Source organism: Streptomyces yunnanensis, assembly GCF_029011865.1.
In the GTDB taxonomy this organism is placed as follows: Bacteria; Actinomycetota; Actinomycetes; order Streptomycetales; family Streptomycetaceae; genus Streptomyces; species Streptomyces yunnanensis.
In genome coordinates, this window is sequence record NZ_CP095749.1 from 8564274 (window position 1) to 8589801 (window position 25528).

Here is a 25528-nt window from a genome sequence, read left to right on the forward strand (position 1 = left end):
ATGACGGCCGGCAGGGCTGGATTTACTAGGACGTCCAACTATATATTCGAGGGCGAAGGCCCGCGGTGCAGGGAAGCCGGTGTGAATCCGGCACGGTCCCGCCACTGTGACCGGGGAGTACGCCGTCGAGCGAGACGCCACTGACGTGTCAGACGTCGGGAAGGCGGGCGGCGCGCGCTGATCCGGGAGTCAGGATACCGGCCGCGGGATGTTCCGTGTTGTCCACGAGGATGGAGAAGACACGCATGGCACCGGTGTGCATCCACGGCCCTGGCGATCTCGTCGGGCAGGCATCGCGGACGGCCCCCGCGGCCCCCGCCACCTGACGACCCTTGCGCCATACGCGATCCCGCGCGACCGACTGACGGCACGCCCCGCAACCCGCGGGCCTGCCCCGGTCCGGCGCGCCATCCCCTGGATCCCACCTGACGAGAGCAGGCATCCATGGTCCGTGAACGAACCCATGAGCCCGTCCGCGACATCACCCACTTCGTGGGCGGCACACACACCCCGGGAACCTCGGGGTCCTACGGCGACGTGTACGACCCCAACACCGGCCGGGTCCAGGCCCGGGTGCCGCTCGCCACCCGCGGTGAGACCGAGGCCGCCATCGCCGACGCGACCGAGGCGCAACGCGCCTGGGGGGAGTGGAACCCGCAGCGTCGGGCCCGCGTCCTCCTGCGCTTCCTCCAACTCGTCGAGGACGAGCGGGACGCGTTGGCCCGGCTGCTCTCCGGCGAGCACGGCAAGACCCTCGCCGACGCGCACGGCGACATCCAACGCGGCCTGGACGTCGTGGAGTTCGCCGCCGGCGTCCCGCACCTGCTGAAGGGCGAGTTCACCGACAACGCCGGCACCGGCATCGACGTTCACTCGCTGCGCGCCCCGATCGGGGTGGTCGCCGGCATCACCCCCTTCAACTTCCCCGCGATGATTCCGCTCTGGCAGGCGGCTCCGGCCCTGGCCTGCGGGAACGCCTTCATCCTCAAGCCCTCCGAGCGAGCCCCGTCCGTCCCGCTGCGGATCGCCGAACTGTTCCTGGCGGCGGGGCTGCCGCCGGGCGTGCTGAACGTCGTCAACGGCGGCAAGGAAGCGGTCGACACCCTGCTGACGGACCCCAGGGTCGGGGCGCTCGGCTTCGTCGGCTCCACGCCGATCGCCGCCCACGTGTACGCCACCGCCGCCGCCCACGGCAAGCGCGCGCAGTGCTTCGGCGGCGCCAAGAACCACCTGATCGTGATGCCGGACGCCGACCTCGACCAGGCCGTGGACGCGCTGATCGGCGCCGGCTACGGCTCGGCGGGCGAGCGCTGCATGGCGGTCTCGGTGGCCGTCCCCGTCGGCGAGGCCACCGCCGAGGCCCTCGTCGCGCGACTGGCGGAGCGCATCGGGCGACTGCGGGTGGGCCGGAGCGACGACCCCGAGGCGGACTTCGGGCCGCTGGTCGGCCGGGACGCCGTGGACCGGGTGCGCTCCCATGTCGATGCGGGGGTGGCCGAGGGCGCCGAACTCGTCGTCGACGGGCGGGACTTCGTCCTGCCGGGCCACGAGGGCGGGTTCTTCGCCGGAGCGTCGCTCTTCGACCGGGTCACGCCGGACATGCGGATCTACCAGGAGGAGATCTTCGGGCCCGTGCTGTCCGTCGTCCGGGCCGCCGACTACGAGGAGGCCCTGCGGCTGCCCAGCGAGCACGCCTTCGGCAACGGCGTCGCCCTGTTCACCCGGGACGGCGACACGGCGCGCGACTTCACCCGGCGGGTGAACACCGGCATGGTCGGCGTCAACGTGCCCGTTCCGGTGCCGGTCGCCTACCACACCTTCGGCGGCTGGAAGCGCTCCGGCTTCGGCGACCTCAACCAGCACGGACCGGACGCCATCCGCTTCTACACCCGCACCAAGACCGTCACCTCCCGATGGCCCGCCGGCCGCCGCGAGGGCGCGAGCTTCACGATCCCGGTGATGAGGTGAGCGCGGTGACCACGACCCAGCTCAGCGAGGACCAACTGGCCCTCGTCGAGACGACCCTGGACTTCGCCCAGGACCACCTCGCCCCGCACGCCGTCGCCTGGGACCGGGACAAGCACTTCCCGCTCGACGTGCTGCGCAAGGCCGCCGGCCTGGGGCTCGGCGGCGTGTACGTGCGGGAGGAGTCCGGCGGGAGCGGGCTCGGCCGCGCCGACGGCGTCCTGGTCTTCGAGACCCTCGCCTCCGGCTGCCCGTCCATCGCCGGATACCTCTCCATCCACAACATGGTCGCCTGGATGATCGACCACTACGGCGACGCCGCCCAACGCGAGCGGTGGCTGCCCAGGCTGTGCGCCATGGAGGACCTCGGCAGCTACTGCCTGACCGAACCGGGCGCCGGCTCGGACGCCGCGGCCCTGCGCACCCGCGCCGTCCGCGACGGCGACGACTATCTGCTCACCGGCGTCAAGCAGTTCATCTCCGGTGCGGGCGCCGCCCAGGTGTACGTCGTCATGGCGCGGACCGGCGACGACGGGCCGCGCGGGATCTCCGCCTTCCTCGTCGACAAGGACGACGCCGGGCTCTCCTTCGGCGCGAACGAACGGAAGATGGGTTGGAACGCCCAGCCCACCCGCCAGGTGATCCTGGACGGGGTCCGGCTCCCCGCCGACCGACTGCTCGGCCACGAGGGACGGGGCTTCCGGATCGCCATGAACGCCCTCAACGGCGGGCGGCTGGGCATCGCCGCCTGCTCCCTCGGCGGCGCGCGCAGCGCACTCGAACGCAGCCTGGTCCACCTCGCGGACCGGGAGGCGTTCGGCGGACGGCTGCTGGACGCGCCGGCCCTGCGGTTCCGGCTCGCGGACATGGCGACCGAACTGGCCGCCGCCCGGGCGCTGGTGCACCAGGCCGCCCAGGCACTCGACCGGGGCGACCCGCAGGCACCACAACTCTGCGCGATGGCCAAGCGCTTCGCCACCGACACCGGATACACCGTCGCCGACCGCGCCCTGCAACTGCACGGCGGCTACGGCTACCTGAGCGACTACGGCATCGAGAAGATCGTGCGCGACCTGCGCGTCCACCAGATCCTGGAAGGAACCAACGAGATCATGCGCGTCATCGTGGCCCGGGGACTGACGGAGGCCCTCCGGTGACCGGCACGGACCACCGGCCCGTCCTCCGGGAGATCCGGGGCCGGACCGCCCGCCTGATCCTCAACCGCCCCCGGGCGCTCAACGCGCTCACCCACCCCATGGTGCGCGCCCTCGACCAGGCACTGACGGACTGGGAACACGACCCGGCCGTGGAGACCGTCGTGCTCACCGGCGCCGGCGAGCGGGGCCTGTGCGCCGGCGGCGACATCCGCGCCATCCACGACGACGCCCGGGACGGCGACGGCTCGGCCTCGGCCGCCTTCTGGCGGGACGAGTACCGGCTCAACGCCCGCATCGCCCGCTACCCCAAGCCGTATGTGGCCCTCATGGACGGCATCGTGATGGGCGGCGGCGTCGGCATCTCCGCGCACGCCGCCGTGCGGATCGTCACCGAGCGGTCCCGGATCGCCATGCCCGAGACCGGCATCGGCTTCGTCCCGGACGTCGGCGGCAGCTATCTGCTCTCCCTCGCCCCCGGCGAACTGGGCACCCACCTCGTCCTGACGGGTACTCAGATCGGCGCGTCCGACGCCCTCCTGTGCGGACTCGCGGACCACTACGTGCCCTCCGCCGCGCTCCCCGCACTGCTGGACGACCTCGCCGCGCCACCGCTGCACGAGGTGCTCCACCGGCACGTGGTGCGGCAGGCCCCGCCCGGCCAACTCGCCGACCAGCGGCCGTGGATCGACGCCTGCTACGCCGCCGACACCGTCGAGGAGATCGTCGGGCGGCTGTCCGACCACGGCGATCCGGCGGCCAAGGAGGCGGCCGGGACGCTGCTCGCCAAGTCGCCCACCGCACTGAAGGTCACCCTGGCCGCGCTGCGCCGGGCCAGGCACCTCGGCTCCCTGGAAGCCGTGCTCGACCAGGAATACCGCGTCTCCCGCGCCGCCCTGGCCGCACCCGACCTCGTCGAGGGCATCCGCGCCCAGATCGTCGACAAGGACCGCGACCCCCGCTGGTCCCCGCCCACCCTCGCGGAGGTCGGCGACACCCATGTCGCCCGCTTCTTCGCCCCCTTGGGCACGGAGGAGCTGGGACTTGCCCCGTCCGGCACGACACAGGAGGTCCCCTGGTGACCGCGACCCTCGCCTTCATCGGACTGGGGCACATGGGCGGCCCGATGGCCGCCAACCTGGTCCGGGCCGGCCACCGAGTGCGCGGCCACGACACGACCCCCGAGCAGCTGGCGGCGGCCGAGACCGCCGGAGTGGAGCCCGCCGGATCGGCGGCCCGGGCGGTCGCGGACGCCGACGCGGTGCTCACCATGCTGCCCGCCGGCCGCCACGTCCTGGACCTCTACCAGGACGTCCTCGCGGCCGCCCGGCCCGGAACGCTCTTCGTCGACTGCTCCACCATCGCCGTCGCCGACGCCCGCACCGCCCACGCCCGGGCCGCCGCGGCCGGGATGCGGATGCTCGACGCGCCGGTCTCCGGCGGCGTGGTCGGCGCCGAGGCCGGCACCCTCACCTTCATGGCGGGCGGCGGCCCGGACGAGTTCGCCGAGGCCGAACCGCTGCTCGCCGCCATGGGGCGCAGGAGCGTCCACTGCGGCGGACCCGGCGCCGGTCAGGCCGCGAAGATCTGCAACAACATGATCCTCGGGATCTCGATGATCGCGGTCAGCGAGGCGTTCGTGCTCGGGGAGAGCCTCGGCCTCACCCCCCAGGCCCTCTACGACGTGGCCGCCACCTCCTCCGGCCAGTGCTGGGCGCTCACCACCAACTGCCCGGTCCCCGGCCCCGTGCCGACCAGCCCGGCCAACCACGACTACCGGCCCGGCTTCGCCGCCCCCCTCATGGCCAAGGACCTCCGGCTGGCCGCCGACGCGGCCAGATCCGGTGGGGTGCGCACCGAACTCGGCCTCTGTGCCGCCGAGTTGTACCAGGCATACGCCCAGGGAGCGGGCGCCGAGGCGGACTTCTCCGGCATCGTCCGGGACATCAGGCGGCGAAGCGGAGGCCAGGCATGACCACACCGACGACGGACGGCTACGAGACGATCCTGGTCGAGCGCACCGGCCGCACCGCGCTGCTCACCCTCAACCGTCCCAAGGCCCTCAACGCCCTCAACCTCCGGCTGATGAACGAGGTTGTCGCGGCCACCGAAGCCCTCGACCGCGACCCGGAGTGCGGCTGCATCGTCCTGACCGGGTCGGCCAAGGCGTTCGCGGCGGGCGCCGACATCAAGGAGATGCAGCCACAGGACTATCCGGACATGTACCTGAGCGACTGGTTCGCCGCCTGGGACCGGCTCGGCCGGCTCCGCACGCCGACCGTCGCCGCGGTCTCCGGATACGCCCTGGGCGGCGGTTGCGAACTGGCGATGCTCTGCGACGTCCTGCTCGCCGCCGACACCGCCGTCTTCGGCCAGCCCGAGATCAAGCTCGGCGTCCTCCCCGGCATCGGCGGCTCCCAACGGCTGACCCGCGCGGTCGGCAAGGCCAAGGCCATGGAGATGTGCCTGACCGGCCGCACCATGGACGCCGTCGAAGCGGAACGGGCCGGCCTGGTCTCCCGCGTGGTGCCCGCCGACGAGCTGCGGGCCGAGGCGCTGGCGGTGGCCGGGACCATCGCGGGCATGTCCCGTCCCGTCGCGATGATGGTCAAGGAGGCGGTCAACCGGTCCTTCGAGACCACCCTCGCCGAGGGTGTCCACTTCGAACGCCGGCTCTTCCACGCGGCCTTCGCCCTCGCCGATCAGAAGGAGGGCATGACCGCCTTCGTCGACAAGCGCCCGCCCCGCTTCACCCACCGCTGACGTTGTCCCGCCACCGGCCGGGTCACCCGCGACGGGGCGCAGCGCAGGACCGTTGGCCCAGCCTTGGCGATGTACCTGACACGCGGTACCTTCTCTTCGATAGCGACGACGGCGAAGCGGAAGCCGGTGGAAATCCGGCACGGTCGCGCCACTGTGTGCGACACGCCCCCGGGGTGTGTCGTGAGTCAGACCCGCGGCCGTCGTCCTGTGCACCACCGAAATGGGACGCGAACTCCCAGAAGGAGGTTCTGCCATGGCGCAGACCGTCGCTCAGCCGACATCCACCACTCCCGTCGTTCCCGCCACGCTGCCGCTGAAGGCGATCGCTCCGTGGGCGGTCTTCTTCGGCGTCCTGATGCTCGTCCTGCTCTACTTCGTGGGCGCGGAGCAGGGCGCCACGTCCGTGTTCAGCGGCACCGACGTCCACGAGTGGGTCCACGACGCCCGCCACCTGCTCGGCTTCCCCTGCCACTGACGCAAGGGACGCCATAGCCCCATGAACTCCGCAACGGTAAGAAATCTGCTCGTACGGGGCATGCTCGCCGGCCTGGGCGCCGGCGTGCTGGCCCTCGTCGTCGCCTACGTCCTCGGTGAGCCGAGCGTCAACAGCGCGATCGGTTTCGAGGAGGCCCACTCCCACGAGCACGAGATGGAGGTCGTCTCCCGCGCTCTGCAGTCCACCGCCGGTCTCGCCACCGGCGTCCTGGTCTACGGAGTGGCCTTCGGCGGCATCGCCGCCCTCGCCTTCTGCTTCGCACTCGGCCGCGTCGGACGCTTCGGCCCCCGGGCCACCGCACTGCTGCTGTCCGGCACCGCACTGCTGGCCGTGTACGTCGTACCGTTCCTGAAGTACCCGGCCAACCCGCCGTCGGTGGGCGACCCCGACACCATCGGCAAGCGCACCACGCTGTACTTCCTGATGATGGTGCTCAGCGTCCTCCTGGAGGTCGCCGCCACCCAGTTGGGCAAGCGCCTCGCGCCCAGCCTGGGCACCTGGTGGGCGACCGTGGTCGCGGTGGCCGCCTTCGTCGTCGTGATCGGGCTGGCGTACCAGTTCCTGCCGGTCGTCAACGAGGTGCCGAAGGACTTCCCGGCCGCCCTGCTGTGGCGGTTCCGGCTCTCCGCACTGGCCGTCCAGGCCGTGCTGTGGGGCGGATTCGGGCTGCTCTTCGGTGAGTTGGCCGAGCGGCAGCTCCATCCCGCGCCGGCGAGAGTCTCGTCCGAACAACCGGTTCCCGCCTCGAACTGAACGGTTTTGGGACACAAAAGGGCCCTTCGGAACGGCGGTTTCTAGCGGTCGTTGCAACACGTGGTCGGTTGTCTAGGCCGCGAGCAGTTTATGCAGGCGCTCGGCTGGGGTTTCCCAGCCGAGCGTTTTGCGTGGGCGGCCGTTGAGTTCGGTGGCGACGGCGGCCAGGTGCTGCGGGGTGTGGACGGACAGGTCGGTGCCCTTGGGGAAGTACTGCCGCAGCAGGCCGTTGGTGTTTTCGTTAGAGCCGCGTTGCCAGGGGCTGGCCGGGTCGCAGAAGTAGACCGGGATGCCGGTGGCGATGGTGAACGAGCCGTGTGCGGCCATCTCACTTCCCTGGTCCCAGGTCAGGGACCGTCGAAGGTGGGAGGGCAGGGTCTGGGCCGTGGTGACCAGCGCGTCGCGGACGCGCTCGGCGCCGTGGTCGCCGGGCAGGTGCAGGAGCATGACGTAGCGGGTGGCGCGTTCGACCAGAGTGCCGATGGCCGACTTGCCGTCCTTGCCGATGATGAGGTCGCCTTCCCAGTGGCCGGGGCCGGCACGGTCGGATGCTTCCGCGGGCCGTTCGCTGATCATGACCATCGGTGTGGTGAACCGTGGCTGGCGGGAGGCGACCTGACGGTGGGGTTTGCGGCGGGCGCGGCCTGAGCGCAGGGCTCGGGCGAGCTCGCGGCGGAGCTCTCCACGTCCCTGGACATAGAGGGCCTGGTAGACCGTCTCGTGGACCACGTGCATCTCCGGCCGGTTGGCGAACTGTGCCCGCAGAGCCTGGCAGATCTGCTCCGGGCTCCACCGTAGGGTCAGGCGGTCCTGGATGAAGTCCCGCAGCTCGGGGTTCTGGCCGATCTTGCCCGGCTTGGGTCGCGGCCTGCGGGCGTCGGCACGGGCCTGGGCGGCGTGCGGGCGGTACTGGCCGCTGTCGGGGTGCCGGTTGCGGCGGATCTCCCGGCTGATGGTGGACGGGCTGCGGCCGAGCTCGGCGGCAATCGCCCGGACTGTCGCCTTCTCCCGGAGCCGGTCGGCTATGTGGATCCGATCGGCCTCACGCAGATATCGGGAAGGCCCGGAAGGCGGCACCACCGCGTTGATCGGTGGTGCCGCCTTCTGTCTGCGGTCGGCGCTACGACCGTTGCGCCACTTCCTGCCGGTCCGGGCATCGATCCCGACGAGTCGGCAGGCTTCCTTGTTGCTGTAGCCCTGCTGCACGAGCCGGGAGTATTCCGCGCGCTCCCGGCCCAGCTTCACAGGGCCCTGAGCCGTCCGGTCCCTTCGGATCTTGAAGTCCATTGCATCCCCTGAGCTGGGGTGTTGCAACGACTACTAGAACTCAAGAACCTTCCGAGGGCCCTTTTGCGTTATGCCGGACACGACGACGGAGGTCACGGACGCACACCACGGGCGGGCCGGTCCGGGCCGCCCGGTCGGGGCACGGGTCGGGGCCGCCGGAGGCGACGAGCGGAGGAGCCGTATGGCCAGAACCCCCCAGCCGCGTCACATCACCCTCGGTGGCCGTGCGGCGGTGGCGCTGACCCCGGAGGAGTACGAGCAACTGATCGCGAGCCGCCGCCAGATCGGCGGCCAGAGCGCGCGGGTACGGGTGCTCGCCCAGCAGGTCAAACGGACCGAGCGACTGCTCTCGGAGCTGGAGGCCCTGGTCGGCGGCCCCGACGACCGCACCGACACCGACCGCCTGCGCCGCGCGATCGCGGAGCTGCTCCGCCGCCACCGGGACGAGGCCCACTGACCCCACGCGGCACACCCGCCGCAGCCGTCAGTGCTCGGGCTCCGCGCCGGCGGCGAGGGCGCGCCCGAGCCGCAGGTTCCAGCGCCCGGACCGACCGCTGAGCTCGGTGGCCGTGAGCGGCGGCACGTCGATCCGCCAGAACGCCTCCTCGGGCGCGCCCAGCACGTGCACCACCACGGCCCGTACGACCTCCGGTTCGACCACGGCGAGCGTCCTGCCGTCGGCCCGGCCGCAGACCTCCAGCCACCGCGCGACGCGCCCGCACAGGTCGCGCACCGACTCGCCGCCGTGCGGCGCCGCGCCCGGATCGGTCAGCCACCGGGCCACCGCCTCGGGCTCGGCCGCCGCCACGTCGTCGAGGGTCCGCCCCGACCAGCGGCCGACGTCCAGGCCCGCGAGCTCCGGACCCGACGGGTCGCCGTCGAGGCCGAGCGCCGCGGCCGTCTCCCGACAGCGCACGCTGGGCGAGACACAGACCCGGCCGGCGGCCGGCAGGGCACCGGCCGCCGCCCTGGCCTGGGCCGCTCCGACGGCGTCGAGCGGGCCGCCGTCGTCGAAGCGGCCCTGCCGCAGCGACGGGCCGATCGCCGGTGAGACGAGGGTGATACGGCTGGTCACGCGGTGGCTCCTCCTGCTTCGGGCATGGCACTGCGTCCTTCCACGGGATACGGCACATAGGTGCGCCGGTCGGGGTCGATGGCGAGCCGGCCACCGGCCGGGGGCCGGGCGCGCTGCGCGCAGTCGCGACGCTCACAGATCCGGCAGCCCAGGCCGATGGGCGTGGCGGCCCGCGGGTCGTCGAGGGCGACCCCCTCGGCGTAGACGAGGTGGTGCGCGTGCCGCAGCTCGCAGCCCAGCGCGACGGCGAACTCGGCGCGCGGGGCGTGGTGGCCGAAGCCGCCCCGGGTGAGCGTCCGCGCGATCCAGAAATACCGCTTGCCGTCCGGCATTTCGGCCACCTGCGTCAGTATCCGGCCCGGCGCGGAGAACGCCTCGTACACCGTCCACAGCGGGCAGGTGCCGCCGAGCCGGGAGAAGTGGAAGTCGGTCGCGGACTGGCGCTTGGAGATGTTGCCGGCCCGGTCCACCCGGAGGAAGGAGAACGGCACGCCGCGGTGGCCGGTGCGTTGGAGGGTGCTCAGACGGTGGCAGACCGTCTCGAAGCCGACGCCGAAGCGCGCGGACAGCAGCTCGATGTCGTAGCGGACCTCCTCGGCGCCGGCGTGGAAGGCGGCGTACGGCATGAGCAGCGCGCCAGCGAAGTAGTTCGCCAGCCCGATGCGGGCCAGTGCCGTCGACTCCGGCGAGGTGAGCTCCGGGGCGCCGCCGGCGAGCCCGTCGAGCAGTGATCCGTGCTCCAACAGGGCCAACTGGGTGGCGAGTTGGAAGGCGCGCTGGCCGTCGCTGAGCCAGGGGGACAGGAACAGCACCCCGGTGGTCGGATCGAAGCGGCGGGCGTCGGGGGAGTGGCCCGCGGCGGCCTGCACGACCGTGATCCGGTGCCGCTCGGCGAGGCGCGCGGTGAGCGGGTCGACGGCCCGGCCGGGGCGCAACCCCAGGGCCCCGGCGGTGTGTTCGGCCGCGTCGTCCACCGAGCCGAAGTGGTTGTGGTGGGCGTAGAAGAAGTCCCGTACCTCGTCGTGCGGCTCCGCGGGCGCGCGGCGGGCGTCGGTGCCCGGTGCGGCGAGGGCGGCGGCCTGCTCGGCCGCGTCGCGGTAGCGGTGGTGCAGGGCGACCAGGGCGCGTGCCACCTCAGGGTGGTCGCGGGCGGCCTCGGTGATGTCCTCGAAGGCGGGCATCGGCACCCCGCACGCCTCGTCGGCCAGGGCCGCCCGCAGGTCGGCGCCGAGCCGGTCCTCCGCGGCCTTTGAGAAGAACTCCGCGTCGACGCCGAAGACCTCCGCGATACGCAGCAGCACCGGGGCGGTCAGCGGGCGCTGGCTCTGCTCGATCTGGTTGGCGTAACTGGTGGAGATGCCGAGCGCACGGGCCATGTCGACCTGGTTCATCCCGTGCTCGCGGCGCAGCCGGCGCAGCCTAGCATGGGCGTAGACCTTCCGACCGGCCGCTCGCCGGGCCATCGCGCACCTCCGTGTCCGGGCCGTTCGCGTGTCGGCAAAAATAGCATCCGCATCATTCGCAGGTTTCGCAGATTCGCAGCCCGCGGCGGTACGGATTCCGCACGTGGGAGCGGTGGCCCGACGGCCGTCGCGCGGGCAGGCTCGATCACACCGGCACCCGACAGGACCGCCCGACATCCCCCGAGGAGTCCCGTGCTCGAACACCACGTCCGCGTCCACCCCAGCGCCGACCGACTGCCCCGCGAGGACCAACTCGCCTGGAAGCTCGCGCAGGCCGCCACCGGCACCGAGGAGCCGGCCGCCGACAGCGCCGCCATGGCCGTCAACCGGGTCATCGACAACGCCGCGGTCGCCGTCGCCGCCCTGCTGCGCCGCCCGGTCGCCGTCGCCCGCGCCCAGGCCCTGGCCCACCCGACGACCGGCCGCGGCGCCTCGGTCCTCGGCACCGGCGCCCGGGTCTCCCCGGAGTGGGCCGCCTGGGCCAACGGCACCGCCGTGCGCGAGTTGGACTTCCACGACACGTACCTGGCCGCCGACTACTCCCACCCCGGCGACAACATCCCGCCCCTGCTCGCCGTCGCCCAGCACACCGGCCGCACCGGCGCCGACCTGCTCCGTGGGATCGTCGCCGCCTACGAGATCCACGTCGCCCTGGTCAAGGGCATCTGCCTGCACGCGCACCGCATCGACCACGTGGCCCACCTCGGCGCCGCCACCGCCTGCGGGCTGGGCGCCCTGCTGCCGGCAAGGCCGCCATCGAGGCGGTGGACCGGGCGATGCGCGGCTAGCGCGCCCCGTCGCCGATCTACGAGGGCGAGGACGGCTTCCTCGCCCGGCTGCTCGACGGCCCCGACGCCCACTACACCGTCGCGCTCCCCGAGCCCGGCGAGCCGCGCCGGGCCATCCTCGACACCTACACCAAGAAGCACTCCGCCGAGTACCAGGCCCAGGCGATCATCGACCTGGCGCGGCGGCTGCGCGAGAAGACCGGACCGCTGCACCGGGTGCGCTCGGTCGTCCTGCACACCAGCCACCACACCCACCACGTCATCGGCTCCGGTGCGGGCGACCCGCAGAAGTACGACCCGGCGTCCAGTCGCGAGACCCTCGACCACTCCGCGCCGTACATCTTCGCCGTCGCCCTGGAGGACGGGACCTGGCACCACGAGCGTTCCTACGCCCCGGACCGCGCCCGCCGACCGGAGACGGTCGAACTCTGGCGGCGGATCACCACGGTCGAGGACCCGGAGTGGACCCGCCGCTACCACGAGCCCGATCCGGCCCGCCGCGCCTTCGGCGGCCGGGCCGTGGTCACCCTCGCCGACGGCACCGTCGTCGAGGACGAACTGGCCGTCGCCGACGCCCATCCGGCCGGGGCCCGCCCTTTCCGCCGGCCCGACTACGCGGCCAAGTTCCGCACCCTGACCGAGGGGATCCTCGCGCCCGACGCCCGAACGCGTTTCCTCGACGCGGCGGAACGGCTCGCCGACCTGGACGCCGACGGGCTCGACGCGCTGTTCCCGGCCGTCGACACCGCGGCCGTCACCGCGCACGACGCCCGCCTGCCGAAGGGCCTGTTCTGATGCTGCACACCCGCACCACCCCCGCCGAGCGCCGCCGCGCCCTGCGCGCACGGCTGGCCACCGGACGCCTGCTGGCCATGCCGGGCGCCCTCAACCCGCTCTCCGCCCGCCTCATCTAGGACACCGGCTTCGAGGCCGCCTACCTCTCCGGCGCCGTGATCGCCGCCGACCTGGGACTGCCCGACATCGGCCTGACCACCTCCACCGAGATCGCCGCCCGCGCCCAGCAGACGACCAGGGCCACCGACCTGCCCGTCCTCATCGACGCCGACACCGGCTTCGGCGAACCGCTGAACGCCGCCCGCACCGTCCAGCTGATGGAGGACGCCGGGCTGGCCGGGCTGCACCTGGAGGACCAGGTCGCCCCCAAGCGCTGCGGCCACCTCGACGGCAAGTCGGTGGTCCCCAGGGAGCAGATGGCCCACCGGATCCGGGCCGCGTTCGCCGCCCGCCGCGACCCCGACTTCCTGCTCATGGCCCGCACCGACGCCCGCGCCGTCGAGGGCCTGGCGGCGGCGATCGACCGCGCGAAGGCGTACGTGGACGCCGGCGCCGACGCGATCTTCCCCGAAGCCCTCGCCGACGAGGCCGAGTTCGAGGCGTTCCGCGCGGCCGTCGACGTCCCCCTGCTCGCCAACATGACCGAGTTCGGCAAGAGCCCCCTGCTGGACGCCCGCACACTGACGGACCTCGGCTACGACATCGCCCTCTACCCCGTCACCCTGCTGCGGCTGGCCATGGGCGCCGTCGAGGAGGGCCTGCGCACCCTCGCGGCCGAGGGCACCCAGGAATCGCTGCTGCCGCGCATGCAGACCCGCTCCCGGCTCTACGAACTCCTCGACTACGAGCGGTACACGGCCTTCGATGCGGCCGTCTTCGACTTCACCCTCCCGCCCGGCACCTGACGCACCGGAGGCCCGCCATGACCACCGCCACCCCCGAGATCCGACGCGGCCTCGCCGGCGTCGTCGCCGACACCACCGAGATCTCCACCGTCGTCCAGGACACCAACTCCCTCACCTACCGCGGCTATCCGGCCCACGAACTGGCCGCCCACCGCACCTTCGAAGAGGTCACCCACCTCCTCTGGCACGGCGAACTCCCCGATGCCACCCAGCTACGGGACCTCCAGGCCCGCGAGCGCGCCCTGCGCCCCCTGGACCGCACCACCGCCGAACTGCTCGCCGGACTGCCCCGGACCTGCCACCCGATATGGACGTGCTGCGCACCGCCGTCAGCCTCTTCGGTGCCGAGGACCCCACCGAGGACGACGGCAGCCCCGCCGCCCACCGCGCCAAGTCCCTGAACCTGCTCGCCAAACTGCCGACCGTGGTCGCCGCCGAGCAGCGCCGCCGCCGCGGCCTGGCGCCGATCCCCCCGCACCCCGACCTCTGCTACGCGGAGAACTTCTTCCAGAAAAGACCAGGCGGCCCTGTGACCTGCTGCGACGGGTGGATGCAGGGCGCTGACCTGCGCATATGCCCTTTCGGCCGTTTCACGGTCATGCCCGTTGATGCGGCCGGAAGTCCCAGAAAAGTCCCAGGGGACTCCCACTGCCGACGGCCACTCTTTCGGCTCTATGCAGGGTGAGGGGTGCGGTGTGGGCTGGGGCTCGCGCATCGGTGGTCCGCCGTGAACGAACGGCAGCGCGCGCTTCTAGAGCGGCTCGCGGCCGGTGGGGAACCTGGAGCCGGGGGGGCCGGGGGAGTGGCGCTCGGTCTATGCCCTGCGCGACCGTGGCCTGCTGACGGTCAGCAAGAGTGGTGGGGGTGCCCACGTGGAGGTCACTGAGGCCGGCCGGTTCTACCTTCGGCATGGTCGCCATCCCGACGATCCGGCGTTCGCGGACGACGGCACTGAGGTGGCGCCCGTTGGACCGTCGGCGCCGACGAAGGCGGAGCGCGGCGCGAAGCGACGGGTCGAAAGCGCAGTTCGAAGCCATACAGTGAACGGCCCACTATGCGTGCTCGACGGGCGAAGGCCCAGGAGTTGGTCGATCGGCCGGTCGCCGAAGGACGGGTGCGTCTTGCCGACCCCGATGACGAGGAGGTCGCGGAATGGCGGCGCGTCATCGACTACGCGAAGCGGCACGGCCTGGAACCGCAAGGCCGACGCATCGAGAAGGCCCGCTTCGGCACACGTGGGCTGGAGATGTTCCTCACCGAGGGCCCACATCCCAACTCACTGAGGTCCCTCCATCCGGCTGTGGCTGCGCTCAGGGACGATAACGGACAACTGGTCATTCCCCCTGCACTCCGTCGCCGGTCACTCCTGTTGCAGGCGCTGGCTGCCGAGGCGGTCCGGCGAGGGCACGAGGTCAGGCAGGGCCGGTCGTACTATTCGCGGCGCGAGGGCGGAGTGGACGTGGTTGTCCACGACTTCGCGTGCACCATCACTGTCAGGCAGGAGTTCCCGCAGTCCACGAATCCGGAGCGCTCCGCGCGTCTCGTCGTCGAGCTTGACCCCGGCCGATCCGGTCGGCCAGGCCGTTGACGCGACCGGAAGGCCCGGGTGCGATTCTCGGGGAGATCGAGGCACGAGCGCCGGAGGATGCTCAGCGACGAGAGGGCGAGGTGCGGGCCAGGGCGGAGCGTGAGGTTCGCTGGTGGACGGTCATGGAGGAGGCGAAGAAGCGAGCTGTTCGGGATCAACTCGCAGAGGTGCTTCGCGAGGAGGCCGGGCGCTGGCAGGAGGCCGCCGTACTCGGTGAGTACTGCGATGCTCTGGAACGTCGTCTTGCCGAGCCGGGCAGCGTCGTGGACGAGCCGGCACTGGAATCGGCAAGACGTTGGTTGGAGTGGGCACGTGAATTCGTTTGTGCAATCAGCCCCTTGAACCGGCTTCCGGAGATGCCTCGTTCTGATGGAGTGTCAGGCGTGCTACGCCGCTGGACAGGCTGATAGGTAGTCCGACCAAGCGGCGTCCCTGAGAGTGTCGTGGCGCCCGGCAGGTTCTTGGTCTGCTGGTGGTACAGCGTCGGTGTAGTGCTGACCTGCTGAAGCGACGGACGGGGCCGCCGTCGGCGGCGCGTTGGTCCGTGCCTGGTCCGGATCTTGGTCTCTACCATTGGATGTCGGGAAGGCCCTCAGAGTGGCCCATCACGGGCAGCGCCACCTCTGCACGGCTCATGTCCAGCCGAAGCGTGAGCCGTAGCACGTGGGCGGGCCAACTGCCCGGCGGACGTTGCCTCCAGGCGCCTCTGCGCCACGTCATTGTCGATGGTGGAACCACTTGGCACAGGTTGTCGGAAGCGTCTTGTGTCGTCCAGGTGGTCTAGGTCAGGAGCGTTTTCGCAGGTCAGTTCCTTGTGGTCCAGATGCGTCGACGCTGTTGGTGATACGCCTGTGATAGCAGGTGAGAGGTGAGGAACCCCCGTCGGCTGGCTCCGGCGGGGGTTTCTGCGTCCGGGGGTGGGCCTGGTGAGTGGCGTTCGACGCGGTCTTGCTGTGCTCCGGCTCGCCGTTCTCGACGGCGTAGGGAGGCTGGCGGTGACGATGCGGGTGCGGTGGCCGAAGCGCAGCAGAGGGCGGGGGACGTTACGCGGCAGACGAGGACCGTGGCCTTCATGGGCGCGGATGCGCCTGAGGCCGGGGAGTGTGCTACGTCGCATTGTTCTGGTTGTGCAGTCTTGGACCCCAATGCCTTGCGCGGTCGCGGTACCCCGGGGGGGCAAGGGGCCGTGAGACCGCAGGCGCAAACTCGGACGCGTCCCCACCGACCCCACCGACAACGACTGAACAACACGACTGGGTCAGATTTCAACCGCCCAAACTGGGTCACGATTCAATTCAATTCAACCGACGCCGACAGAGATCCCGCTTGAGACGCCGCGCGCGTCGGGCACGGCCTACGTCCGGCAGTGGATCACCACCGAGCGCGAGTTCTTTCAGGATCGTCAGACTCATTACCGATCTTGTCTCGGACTCCCTGTTGTCGTAGGTCAGAGCCGCGTGTCCGGGCCTCTTGTCTTTCCGGCTTCTTCCGGGGGCTTCCGGCCCTTTACGGGCCCCTGGGCCCCGTCCAGGTCCCTGGTGTCCCTATTCCGGGGGCCTGAACATTCAGTGAGATGGCTGCGGCGCTGTCCGGCACACGAAGGAACTGATCATCACTGCGCGTGAGGGGCCCCGGTCCAAACCCGAGCTCAGCGGAGTGCCTTACCGGCGAAAGGAGCCCTGTCCTCTTCGCCAAGGGTGGAGTCGCGCGACTGCTCCCCAGGTCAGCCAGCTCATAGAGTGTGTTTATGGGGTGAGCATGGCTGTTTATGGGGGGAAATCCCCCGTATGAATACACCGATTCTCTCCATGTTCCGGCCGATGCCTTCACGGGATTCTTGAGTGGACGCAAATCCCCGAAAGTAGAACGGACAGCGCATGGTGATGCGGCAGGTCAGACACGTTTCAGGTGCCATGGGCGTATCCGATGGCTCGGGCGCCGGTAAGAACTCGCGCCGTCTTGGCGGCATGCTGCGACGCGGTCTGTACGTCTCCACCGTTATCACCGCCGTGGTCGTCCCCACCTCAGCCCTGGCGCATGCGGGCGTGCCGGCGCCACCGCCGGCCCGCCATGCCCCAACGACCGCCGAAAACCTCACCGACCGTTACCAGGCAAGCCGTGTCAACATCACCGAGGCCGCGCGGATGGCGAAGGAGCACGGCAGCAGCGAGCGAGCCGAGCGATTGCAGGCGATGGCCGCACCCACGCGGCAGTTCCTTGCCTTTGACGGACGCGGCAGCGGCAGGGCCGTTGAAGTCCTCGGCAACCTCGCCACGGCGCAGCGGATCGCGGTACTGGTGCCCGGCGCCGACACGCGCCTGGATACCTACGACCCCCGCAACGGCCGCCCCGACAAAACGCTCGGGGGTGCGGCGGCCGAGCTGCACAGCGAGCTGAACCGTCAGGCTCCCCGCATTCCGGCAGCCGTCGTTGCCTGGCTCGGCTACGACACCCCGAACACGATCAGTCCTGAGGTCGTAACCAGCGGACGGGCCACGTCCGCGGCTCGTGAACTGCGGGCATTCGTCGACACGTTGCACCGTGCCAACCGCATCGCCGCTGTCTCCTTGCTGGGGCACTCCTACGGTTCGGTGGTGTGCGCCCAAGCCGCTTCCGGACTCGCGGCCGCCGACATCGTCCTGTACGGCTGCCCGGGCGCGGGCGTCGAGCATGCGGCCGATCTCAGGGCGCGGGCACGGATCTGGGCCGGACGCGGCAGCAGTGACTGGGTCGCCGACATCCCCCACGTCCAGGCCAACCTGCTGGGAACCACTGTCGGCTTCGGCCCCGACCCGGTCTCCGCCAATTTTGGTGCCCGTCTGTTCACCGCCGGTGACGTCAGCCACAGCGACTACCACAAACCCGGCTCTCTCGCCCTGACCAACCTCGCACGCATCACCCTCGGCAAGGACCCCCTGAACCATGACTGACCTGCTCTCCCGTGCCGACCGGCCCGCACCCCGTTCCTTCCGTATGCGTATGGCAGCCCTGGTCGCTCGCATCGACGCCGCAACGCCACCGGAACGTGACCGTGCCGTGGACGCACTGCGGGGCTGCGCCATCGCCGGTGTGGTCTTGGGCCACTGGCTGGTCACCGCACTGGTCTCTTCCGACGGCGCCCTGCACGGGGCGAGTCCCCTGCAGCACACGCCCTGGCTGGCCCCCATTTCCTGGATCTTCCAGACACTCGCCGTGTTCTTCTTCGTCGGCGGACACGTCGCCGTCAAAAGCTATGCGTCTGCGCGCGGTCGTGGCACAAGCTACCGCCAGTGGCTGGCAGCACGCCTGGCCCGGCTGTTCAAGCCGGTCATCGCATTGCTCTGCACATGGACACTGATCGCAGGGGCTCTGCTGGCGACCGGCACCACGCTGGGTACAGTCCACACCTTGACCAAGCTCGCCGTCTCGCCCCTGTGGTTCCTCCTGGTGTTCGCGGCCCTGACCGCGCTCACGCCCCTGATATCGCGCATGAACGCTCTTGTGCCGCTGGTAGCGGTCACCGTCGTCGACGTGAGCCGTTTCGCCCTTGATGGTCCCTCCGGGCTGGGTTGGATCAATGTGATTGCGGGCTGGTTGGTGCCCTACTGTCTGGGCGCCGCATGGGCACGTGGCCAGCTGGCCGGACGGTCGAGATGGGCGCTACTCATCGGGAGTGTGCTCGCCACTGCAGTGCTGCTCATCTGGGGCGGCTACCCCGTCTCCATGGTCGGCGTGCCGGGCGCGGCCGTGTCCAACCTCAATCCGCCCACTCTCGCGGCCGTTGCGTTCGGTCTCGCCCAGTGCGCCCTGGCCCTGCTCCTTGCCGAGCCGCTGCGCCGCGCCATGCGTCGGCCTGCCGCGTGGGCGGCGATGGCGCTGGTGAACCTGTCCGCGATGACGGTGTTCTTGTGGCATCAAACCGCGATGATGGCCATCACCACCGCGGGACTGCTCACCAGCGCTGCCCTGCCCGGCCTGCACACCCCGCCCGACAGCCCGGCATGGGCCGTGGCCCGGCTCGTGTGGCTCCCCCTGTTCGCGGCTGCGCTCGTGGTGTGCTGGGCAGCAGTCCACCCGTTCGAGAAGACCAAGCGGCGCGAGAACCCGACCAGGCGACCCATGCCGCTTCTCCCTCCCCCAAGCCCGACGTTGGCGCAGCCGGCTGCCGCGCTTTCCCCTACGACGCAGTGAGCCACAGCCAGATGCCGGTCGCTGCCGCGCCAACAGCGCCGCCTGCTCCGAACTCCTGGCCTGGCAACGGGGGTTGGGGAGCTTCTGGTTCAGTCGCCGCCGACAAGTGCCGCTGTTCAACGTCGCGCTTCTCTCAAGGCCGCTCCCACGACGAAGGTGCCGTCGGCTCCGACGCGCCGGTGGCCCGCCGCGGCTGCGACGGGGGGCAGCGGCGTGGTGGCGACCCGGGCGCCAGTGAGCTTCGCGCAGCGCTGGTGCAGGATCGGGGCGACGAGGGTCTTGACCAGGAGCCCGGCATGGATCACCGTCAGGCGTTGTCATAGTTCTGACCGCCCGTACGGTCCGGTGCCGGCCACGCGATGCTCCACCGGGTCGGAAGGTGAACGGACATGACCAGTACGTCCCCTCTCCCGCGTACCCGCCGACGCCGGGCCGCGCGGGAGGCGGTCCTCGGCGTGGACACGCACCGGGATGCTTATGTGGCTGCCGTGCTCTCCCCGGTGGGGGCAGCGATCGGCACCGACGAGCTCCCGGCCACCGTGGCCGGATACCGCGAACTACTCGAGTGGGCCTGGGGGCTGGGCACGGTGCGGCAGGCCGGGGTGGAGGGGACCGGCTCCTTCGGGGCGGCCCTGTCCCGCTACCTGCTGGCCCAGGGTGTGGACGTCTTCGACGTGAATCGGATGGACCGCACCGATCGCCGTCGGCGCGGCAAGACGGATCCGCTCGATGCCCAGAACGCGGCCCGGGCGGTGCTGAGCGGGCGTGCCCGCGCCAGGGCCAAGTCAGGTGACGGGCCAGTGCAGATCGCCCGGTTGTACAAACTGACCAAGGGATCGGCCGTCAAAGCCCGCACTCAGGCCAGAGCGACGGGGACGGTGAAGAGGCGGTGCTGCATGCCACCCGCATCACCCTGAGTGTGCTGGCTCGCCGGATCGGGCAGCTCACCGAGCAGATCCGGGACTTGGAAGATCGCCTGGCCCGCCTCGTGGAACGCCACGCCCCGCAGTTGCTCGCAGTGGTGGGTATCGGGCCGGACACGGCCGTCACCTTGTTGATCACGATGGGGGACAACCCCGACCGCCTGGCCAGCGAGGCGTCCTTCGCCGCGCTGTGCGGGGTCAGCCCCGTAGAACGCTCCTCGGGCAGTCGGCAGTACCGTCGGTTCAACCGCGGGGGCGACCGGCAGGCCAATGCCGCCCTGCACCGGATCGTGCAGACGGGTCTGCGCCTCGACCCGCGCACCCAGGACTACTGCGAACGCCGCATCAAGGAGGGCAAGATCCGACGCGAAATCGTCCGATGCCTCAAACGCTACGCTGCCCGGGAGGTCTTCCACCTGGTCAAGCCCGTAGAGTCTCGGCCCCCGTCATAGGGGCTGTTGTGCCGGACGATGGACACGAGCCAGCCGCTCGACGCCCTGTTGCGTCAGCTCAATCCGACGCTGAAGGGCTGGTGCGTCTACTTCCGGCCCGGCGTGTCCAGCGCAACCTTCGCCTACCTGAGCTACTACACGTGGCGCCACGTCGGGAGCTGGTTGCGTCGCAAGCACCGCCGGTCCACATGGAAGGACCTCCGCCGCCGCTACTGCGACGTCGGATGGTGGCCGGCCTCGGAGGAGAGACCGCTGTTCAACCCGGCAAAGGTGACCACCACGCGTTACCGCTACCGGGGAACAATCATCCCGACTCCATGGCCCGGCCTGGAATGAGGACAACACACAGGTCTTGAACAGGACTTGTGGAGCGCCCGGTGCTCGGAAACGGGCACGCCGGGTGCGGGAAGCGATCCGGGGAAACGGGCCGGTCGACAAGACCGGAACCGCGCCCCGGATCGACTTCACCACGCACGTCAGTCGCACCATGCGTGAGCTGATCGCCGCCCGATTATGGCTGACTGTCCACCTGCTGCCGCCCTACGCTCCCGAGCTCAACCCCGTCGAGGGCGTGTGGTCGCACCTGAAGAGGTCGCTGGCCAACCTCACCAAACACAGCCTCGACCAGCTCACCGCGTTGGTGAAGACGCGGCTGAAACGGATGCGGTACTGCCCCCGCCTCATCGAGGGCCTCATCGCCAAGACCGGGCTCGACCTCCAACCGCCGTAGCCTCAGCCATCGAAGATCTTCTAGCACGAGGGGTCAGCAGACATGCGCGGTCCTGAATATCGCCGCGGAGCCCTCACTCGGTGACCAGCTGTTTGACGACTGCCTCGGCCACTGCCCTGGCGCTGAAGGGATTCTGGCCAGTGATCAGGCGTCCGTCCTCGACGACGTGCGGGGCGAACGGCTGGGCAGCGGTGCTGTAGTCGGCGCCGAGCTTCTTCAGCCCTTCTTGGACGTTGTAGGGGACCGCCTGCGCCCGGTTCGCCAGTTCCTCTTCGGGCCACGAGAACCCGGTGACCCGCTTGCCCTTGATCAGAGGCTCACCGTTGCTCAGGGTGACGTTGAGCAGGCCGGCTGCGCCGTGGCAGACGGTCGCCACCACGCGGCCGGTCTCGTAGAACCGGGCGATCAGGCTTTCCAGGTCCTTGCTCTGCGGGAAGTCGAACATGACTCCGTGGCCGCCGGTGAGGTAAATGGCGTCGTAGTCGTCGACACTCGCGTCGGAGACCTTCATGGTGTCCTTCAGGAGGTCCATGAAGTCTCGGTCCAGGTATCGCTTGCCGGTGCCCTCGGCATCCAGCATCTGCCGCGTCAGGCTCTCCGGGTCGAGCGGGATCTTGCCACCCGACGGGCTCGCGACATCCATCGTGAACCCGTGCTCCTCGGCGAAGTCCCAGAAATGGGTCAGCTCTCCGAGCCAGAGTCCGGTGCGCAGGCCGACCTTCTGGTATTCGTCGGCATTGGTGACGATGATGAGGATCTTGTTCGTGGCCGCAGGCATGACATACCTCTAACTGTTGGTTGCCCCTGTGTGGGGAGTCTCGGTCGACAACATCGCCTCGGCGGGGACAAATCACTGCGGGCCCCTATTCACCGGTGTTGAGCCCGGTCCAGCGCCCATCACCGCAGGCGATGTCAGACAGTCAGGACGATCTTTCCTCGGGTGTGGCGCCTGGCTGAGGCGCCACGCCTGAGCCGCCTCGGCCAGCGGCAATGCGTGCTCCATGGGCACCGTGAGCTTGCCCGCGTCGGCGAGGTCGGCGAGGGCCGCAAGGTCGGCCGCGTCCGGGCGGACCCACACGTAGTGGCCACCCTTGGCCGCTGCCTCGCCATCGGCGATGGATGCGACCTGGTCGCGCTTCTTGAGCAGCTGTGTGATAACAGGGAGAGGTGAGGAACCCCCGTCGGCCGGCTCCGGCGGGGGTTTCTGCGTTCGGGGATGGTCTTGGTTCGTGGTGTTCGACGCGGTCTTGCTGTGCTCTGGCACTGCTCGACGCGGCCGTCACCGTCGCCCGCCAGGACGGCCGGAGCACCGCCATCGCCCAGGTCGCGGCCGGATCCCCCCGGCGCCGTCTTCCTCGCCGCCAGAGGCTTTCGCGCCGCACTGGCTCACCTCTGCGCCCGGCTGCCGCCGACCTAGGCGGACCTCCCCGCCCTCACCGCCCTCGCCGGGACGTCCCACGCCGGCTACTGGCTGACGGCGTGGGAGCGGAAGGTGCCCCACGAACTCGCCGACACCTTCGTGGCGTCGCGCCGGGCTATGGGCGCCGTCGACTACGGCACGGTGGTCTGGGACCTCGATCGGGTACGGGCGGCGGCGACTGCCATTTCCGCACGCGGCGACATCCTCCACACCGAGGCGGTCATCGACCGGTCCGACGGCGCCATCGCCGGCTTCACCGAACTGGTCGTCCCCGGTAGTGGGACGGGCGAAGCCCAGCACCACGGTGCCGTGGTGCTGCCCCGGCATCGCGGCCTCGCCCGCTGGATGAAGGCCATCTCGATCCTCCATGCCTGCGAACGCCATCCCCACCTCGGCGGCCTGCCGACCGACACCGCCGACAACAACCCGCACGGCGCGTCAACGATGAGCTCGGCTACCTACCGACGCACACAGCCCACGAGTACCAGCTCTCTTTGTAGTCCACCCCTCCCGGCGGTGCTCGGCCCTCCGGCGGGAGGGAGAGTGACGAAAGCCCGGACTGTTGAACGGTCCGGGCCTTCTGCCGGCGGAGGATACGAGATTCGAACTCGTGCGGGGTTGCCCCCAACACGCCTTCCACATGTTCGTCCCGGGGTTCGGGTCAGACCGGGGGTCTTGGCCGCTGTCAGTGCTATCCGGTGGGCTTGGCTCAGGTTTCGTCTTCCATCGCGCTGTCGCAGTTACCGCAGACCCGGTCGGCGTACGCCTGCGGGTACCACGGTGAACCCGGGTGTTCCGAGGGCTGCCAGGAGGATGTCTCCATGGCGAAGGTGTCCTTGCCGCAGAAGGTCCGTGGGCCGGGGGAGGAAGGCGCTCCTGGAGCGCCGGGCGCTGCGTGCACTCGTCGGACCCGGGCCTCGGCCTCGCCGGGTCTGGTGTCGGTCGTGCTCGCCGGTTGGTCGAGCTCGTACACGACGATGATCTCCATGCGCCGACCGTAGTCCGCCGGTAGCCGCGCAGGCGGTAGCCAATCGCCGTGATCCGGTATCTGATGAGGATCCGGGCTTCGGCGTGGTGGGACGCCGGTGGCAGCGTCAAGGCTCGATGGTCTCGCAACCGGTGCCGGCACTGCCTTCGGGAGGGGCTGTCGCCAACGGGCGGGAAGGGCTACCGGGGGCGTGCGTTCCCAGGGAATGAATGATGCGGGGGGTTCCGGGGAATGGCGCCCGCGCTGGCCCAACGGTGCCTCGTCGATCTTCCAGGGCAAGGGGGGCCGTCGCTGTCTGCTCCCGCTGCTGGAGAAGATCATGAAGGAGGGCAAGCCACTGCTGGTCATCGCCGGGGAAGTCAAGGGCGAGGCGCTGTCGTTCCTGGTCGTCAACCATGTGCAGGGCCGCATGAGAGCCGCCGCCGTCAAGGCTCCCGGCTTCGGGGACCGCCGCACGGCCATGCTCGGCGACATCGCGGCCCTCACCGGTGGCACGGTCATCACCCAGGATGCCGCCGCCCAGCTGGAGAACGCCAGTCTGGAGCACCTGGGCCGCGCCCGCAGGGCGGTCGTCACGAAGGACGAGACCATCCTCGTCGACGGTGCTGGTGACAGGGAGACGGTCCACCACCGCATCGGCCAGATCCGCGAACAGATCGAGAACAGCGACTCCGACCACGACCGCGAGAAACTCTAGGAGCGCCTGGCCAAGCTGGACTGCGGCGTGGCCGTCATCAAGGTGGGCGCGGCCACCGAGGCGGAGCTCATGAAGCGCAAATACCTCGTCGCGCAGGCGGTCCGCACCGCCAAAGCCGCCGTCGAGGAGGGCACCGTCCCCGGGGGCGGGGTGGCGCTGCTGGACGCTGGCGACATCGCCTTGGGCAAGTGGGTGGACCTCAAAGGCGACGAGCAGGCTGGTGCGATGGCGGTAGGCCGCGCCCTGTCGGTCCCGCTGGAGCAGATCGCGGCCAACGTCGGCCTGGAGGGCAACCGGGTGTGCGCCGAGGTGAGAAGCCTGCCCGCCGGCCACGGCCTGAACGCCACGACCCGCGAATACGTCGACCTGAGGGCTGCCGGCATCATCGAACCGGTCAGGGTCCCCCGCTCCGCCCTGCAGAAAGCCGCTCGCGCCGTCAGCATTATCCTGATCACCGGCGTCGCCGAGCTCCCCGGAAGGCCCCAGGGGGAGGGGCTAGCCGGGGGATGGAGGGGATGGGGTGATGGACGCCTGATACCGCCGCCCGCACGGTCGCACACCACCGCTGAACAACACCGCCGCAGGTGGGGCCGGCACGCCTCCCGGGCGGTGGTCCAAAGAGGAACGGGCCAGCAATATCGCCCAGTTCGAGGAGGAACAGGAACGGTATTGTGGGCGGGCATCGTGAATTCCCCCGTCGTGGACAGGGACACACCAGCATTCGGACAGTTGATCTCCCCGGTGGCGCTCTCCAAGTGACGCAGCGTGTCCAGGGCTGGGTGGCTGTTTCGGAGCTGACCCGCTGCTGTCCGGTCCACCGAAGCGCACGGGGAGAGCGATGAAGACCGTGGCGAGGCGAGGCGCTTCCAGCCGGGAAGCGTCTGTGCCGGAGGCTGCTGAGTGGTACAAGAACGGTGGCAGAGCGTCGGGTTCGGGAGGCAGCAGCGTGATGTCGGTGGCGCGAAGGTGGGCGGCTGGTCTGGCCGCGGCGGTTGCAGTCACAGGCACTGCTACGGCGGTCTCCGTGGTGCCGGACCACGTAGGGGCGTCCGCCGCGCCTGAGCGAGGGGCCGTCGCGGCCACGGACGCGGGGTGGCAGTCCGCGGGTGGTAGCCG

At 70.6% G+C, this 25528-nt stretch carries 21 protein-coding genes, 6 pseudogenes and 2 riboswitches; of the genes and pseudogenes, 20 read left to right on the forward strand and 7 right to left on the reverse strand.

From position 1 onward, the window contains the following. Positions 1–46: 46 nt before the first annotated feature. Positions 47–220: riboswitch (cobalamin riboswitch) on the forward strand. 224 nt (positions 221–444) lie between these two features. From MOV08_RS37545 to MOV08_RS37575, 7 genes are all read left to right on the forward strand, one after another. Next, positions 445–1968, forward strand: a complete 1524-nt coding sequence (locus MOV08_RS37545) for a CoA-acylating methylmalonate-semialdehyde dehydrogenase (RefSeq protein ID WP_275310617.1) — start codon at positions 445–447, stop codon at positions 1966–1968. Between the two features lie 5 nt (positions 1969–1973). Continuing rightward, positions 1974–3122, forward strand: coding sequence for an acyl-CoA dehydrogenase family protein (locus MOV08_RS37550; protein ID WP_275310618.1), 1149 nt, complete (start codon positions 1974–1976; stop codon positions 3120–3122). After that, on the forward strand, positions 3119–4201 hold the full coding sequence (locus tag MOV08_RS37555; RefSeq protein WP_275310619.1) for an enoyl-CoA hydratase/isomerase family protein: 1083 nt from the start codon (positions 3119–3121) through the stop codon (positions 4199–4201). The genes MOV08_RS37550 and MOV08_RS37555 overlap by 4 nt, the downstream gene beginning before the upstream one ends. Continuing rightward, positions 4198–5094 (forward strand): 3-hydroxyisobutyrate dehydrogenase, encoded by an 897-nt coding sequence (mmsB, locus tag MOV08_RS37560; RefSeq protein WP_039638684.1) that lies wholly within the window; start codon positions 4198–4200, stop codon positions 5092–5094. The genes MOV08_RS37555 and mmsB overlap by 4 nt, the downstream gene beginning before the upstream one ends. After that, positions 5091–5882 (forward strand): enoyl-CoA hydratase, encoded by a 792-nt coding sequence (locus MOV08_RS37565; protein ID WP_039638685.1) that lies wholly within the window; start codon positions 5091–5093, stop codon positions 5880–5882. The genes mmsB and MOV08_RS37565 overlap by 4 nt, the downstream gene beginning before the upstream one ends. A 70-nt stretch (positions 5883–5952) precedes the next feature. Continuing rightward, positions 5953–6098: riboswitch (cobalamin riboswitch) on the forward strand. Positions 6099–6135: 37 nt separating this feature from the next. Further along, complete coding sequence (locus tag MOV08_RS37570) at positions 6136–6357, forward strand: CbtB domain-containing protein (protein ID WP_039638686.1); 222 nt, start codon at positions 6136–6138, stop codon at positions 6355–6357. Positions 6358–6378: 21 nt separating this feature from the next. Continuing rightward, complete coding sequence (locus MOV08_RS37575) at positions 6379–7131, forward strand: CbtA family protein (RefSeq protein ID WP_275310620.1); 753 nt, start codon at positions 6379–6381, stop codon at positions 7129–7131. Positions 7132–7203: 72 nt separating this feature from the next. Here MOV08_RS37575 and MOV08_RS37580 read toward each other — a convergent pair whose 3' ends face one another. Continuing rightward, a complete protein-coding gene (locus MOV08_RS37580) occupies positions 7204–8418 on the reverse strand; it encodes an IS30 family transposase (protein ID WP_275307072.1) in 1215 nt (404 codons plus the stop codon). A 181-nt stretch (positions 8419–8599) separates the two neighbouring features. Between MOV08_RS37580 and MOV08_RS37585 the strand changes: the two genes are divergently transcribed. After that, positions 8600–8875: a hypothetical protein gene (locus tag MOV08_RS37585; protein WP_039638688.1), complete on the forward strand. Its 276-nt coding sequence runs from the start codon at positions 8600–8602 to the stop codon at positions 8873–8875. Positions 8876–8902: 27 nt separating this feature from the next. Here MOV08_RS37585 and MOV08_RS37590 read toward each other — a convergent pair whose 3' ends face one another. Next, on the reverse strand, positions 8903–9493 hold the full coding sequence (locus MOV08_RS37590) for a histidine phosphatase family protein (RefSeq protein ID WP_275310621.1): 591 nt from the start codon (positions 9491–9493) through the stop codon (positions 8903–8905). After that, positions 9490–10956: a short-chain fatty acyl-CoA regulator family protein gene (locus MOV08_RS37595; RefSeq protein ID WP_275310622.1), complete on the reverse strand. Its 1467-nt coding sequence runs from the start codon at positions 10954–10956 to the stop codon at positions 9490–9492. Before MOV08_RS37595 ends, MOV08_RS37590 begins: the two co-directional genes overlap by 4 nt. Positions 10957–11148: 192 nt before the next feature. Here MOV08_RS37595 and MOV08_RS37600 point away from each other — a divergent pair. From MOV08_RS37600 to MOV08_RS37630, 7 genes and pseudogenes are all read left to right on the forward strand, one after another. After that, positions 11149–12539, forward strand: a pseudogene (locus MOV08_RS37600) (MmgE/PrpD family protein). Then, positions 12539–13444, forward strand: a pseudogene (gene prpB, locus MOV08_RS37605) (methylisocitrate lyase). Before MOV08_RS37600 ends, prpB begins: the two co-directional pseudogenes overlap by 1 nt. A 17-nt stretch (positions 13445–13461) precedes the next feature. Continuing rightward, positions 13462–13952: pseudogene (locus tag MOV08_RS37610) on the forward strand (citrate/2-methylcitrate synthase); the annotation flags it as partial. 576 nt (positions 13953–14528) lie between these two features. After that, entirely contained in the window at positions 14529–15032 is a 504-nt protein-coding gene (locus MOV08_RS37615) for a hypothetical protein (RefSeq protein ID WP_275310623.1), read from the forward strand. A gap of 122 nt (positions 15033–15154) precedes the next feature. Further along, positions 15155–15439 (forward strand): hypothetical protein, encoded by a 285-nt coding sequence (locus MOV08_RS37620; RefSeq protein ID WP_275310624.1) that lies wholly within the window; start codon positions 15155–15157, stop codon positions 15437–15439. Positions 15440–16909: 1470 nt separating this feature from the next. After that, a complete protein-coding gene (locus MOV08_RS37625) occupies positions 16910–17962 on the forward strand; it encodes an alpha/beta hydrolase (RefSeq protein ID WP_275310625.1) in 1053 nt (350 codons plus the stop codon). A 49-nt stretch (positions 17963–18011) separates the two neighbouring features. Beyond that, on the forward strand, positions 18012–19202 hold the full coding sequence (locus MOV08_RS37630) for an acyltransferase family protein (RefSeq protein WP_275312013.1): 1191 nt from the start codon (positions 18012–18014) through the stop codon (positions 19200–19202). Positions 19203–19318: 116 nt separating this feature from the next. On the opposite strand, the gene MOV08_RS37635 is transcribed toward MOV08_RS37630, so the two are convergent. Then, positions 19319–19507 (reverse strand): hypothetical protein, encoded by a 189-nt coding sequence (locus tag MOV08_RS37635; protein WP_275310626.1) that lies wholly within the window; start codon positions 19505–19507, stop codon positions 19319–19321. An 84-nt stretch (positions 19508–19591) separates the two neighbouring features. On the opposite strand from MOV08_RS37635, the gene MOV08_RS37640 reads away from it, so the two are divergent. The 4 genes and pseudogenes from MOV08_RS37640 to MOV08_RS37655 all read left to right on the forward strand — a co-directional run. Then, complete coding sequence (locus tag MOV08_RS37640; RefSeq protein ID WP_275310627.1) at positions 19592–20119, forward strand: IS110 family transposase; 528 nt, start codon at positions 19592–19594, stop codon at positions 20117–20119. Further along, positions 20092–20577 (forward strand): transposase, encoded by a 486-nt coding sequence (locus MOV08_RS37645; RefSeq protein ID WP_275310628.1) that lies wholly within the window; start codon positions 20092–20094, stop codon positions 20575–20577. The genes MOV08_RS37640 and MOV08_RS37645 overlap by 28 nt, the downstream gene beginning before the upstream one ends. Positions 20578–20595: 18 nt before the next feature. Beyond that, a complete protein-coding gene (locus MOV08_RS37650; RefSeq protein WP_052287142.1) occupies positions 20596–20913 on the forward strand; it encodes a group II intron maturase-specific domain-containing protein in 318 nt (105 codons plus the stop codon). 124 nt (positions 20914–21037) lie between these two features. Beyond that, positions 21038–21307, forward strand: a pseudogene (locus tag MOV08_RS37655) (transposase); the annotation flags it as partial. A 73-nt stretch (positions 21308–21380) separates the two neighbouring features. Here MOV08_RS37655 and MOV08_RS37660 read toward each other — a convergent pair. From MOV08_RS37660 to MOV08_RS37670, 3 genes and pseudogenes are all read right to left on the reverse strand, one after another. Beyond that, a complete protein-coding gene (locus MOV08_RS37660; RefSeq protein ID WP_039638694.1) occupies positions 21381–22085 on the reverse strand; it encodes a type 1 glutamine amidotransferase domain-containing protein in 705 nt (234 codons plus the stop codon). Between the two features lie 134 nt (positions 22086–22219). Beyond that, positions 22220–22451 (reverse strand): annotated as a pseudogene (locus MOV08_RS37665) (zinc-binding dehydrogenase); the annotation flags it as partial. A 985-nt stretch (positions 22452–23436) separates the two neighbouring features. After that, positions 23437–23715 (reverse strand): hypothetical protein, encoded by a 279-nt coding sequence (locus MOV08_RS37670; RefSeq protein ID WP_039638696.1) that lies wholly within the window; start codon positions 23713–23715, stop codon positions 23437–23439. A 295-nt stretch (positions 23716–24010) separates the two neighbouring features. Between MOV08_RS37670 and MOV08_RS37675 the strand changes: the two are divergent. Continuing rightward, positions 24011–24919 (forward strand): annotated as a pseudogene (locus MOV08_RS37675) (TCP-1/cpn60 chaperonin family protein); the annotation flags it as partial. Positions 24920–25528: the final 609 nt, after the last annotated feature.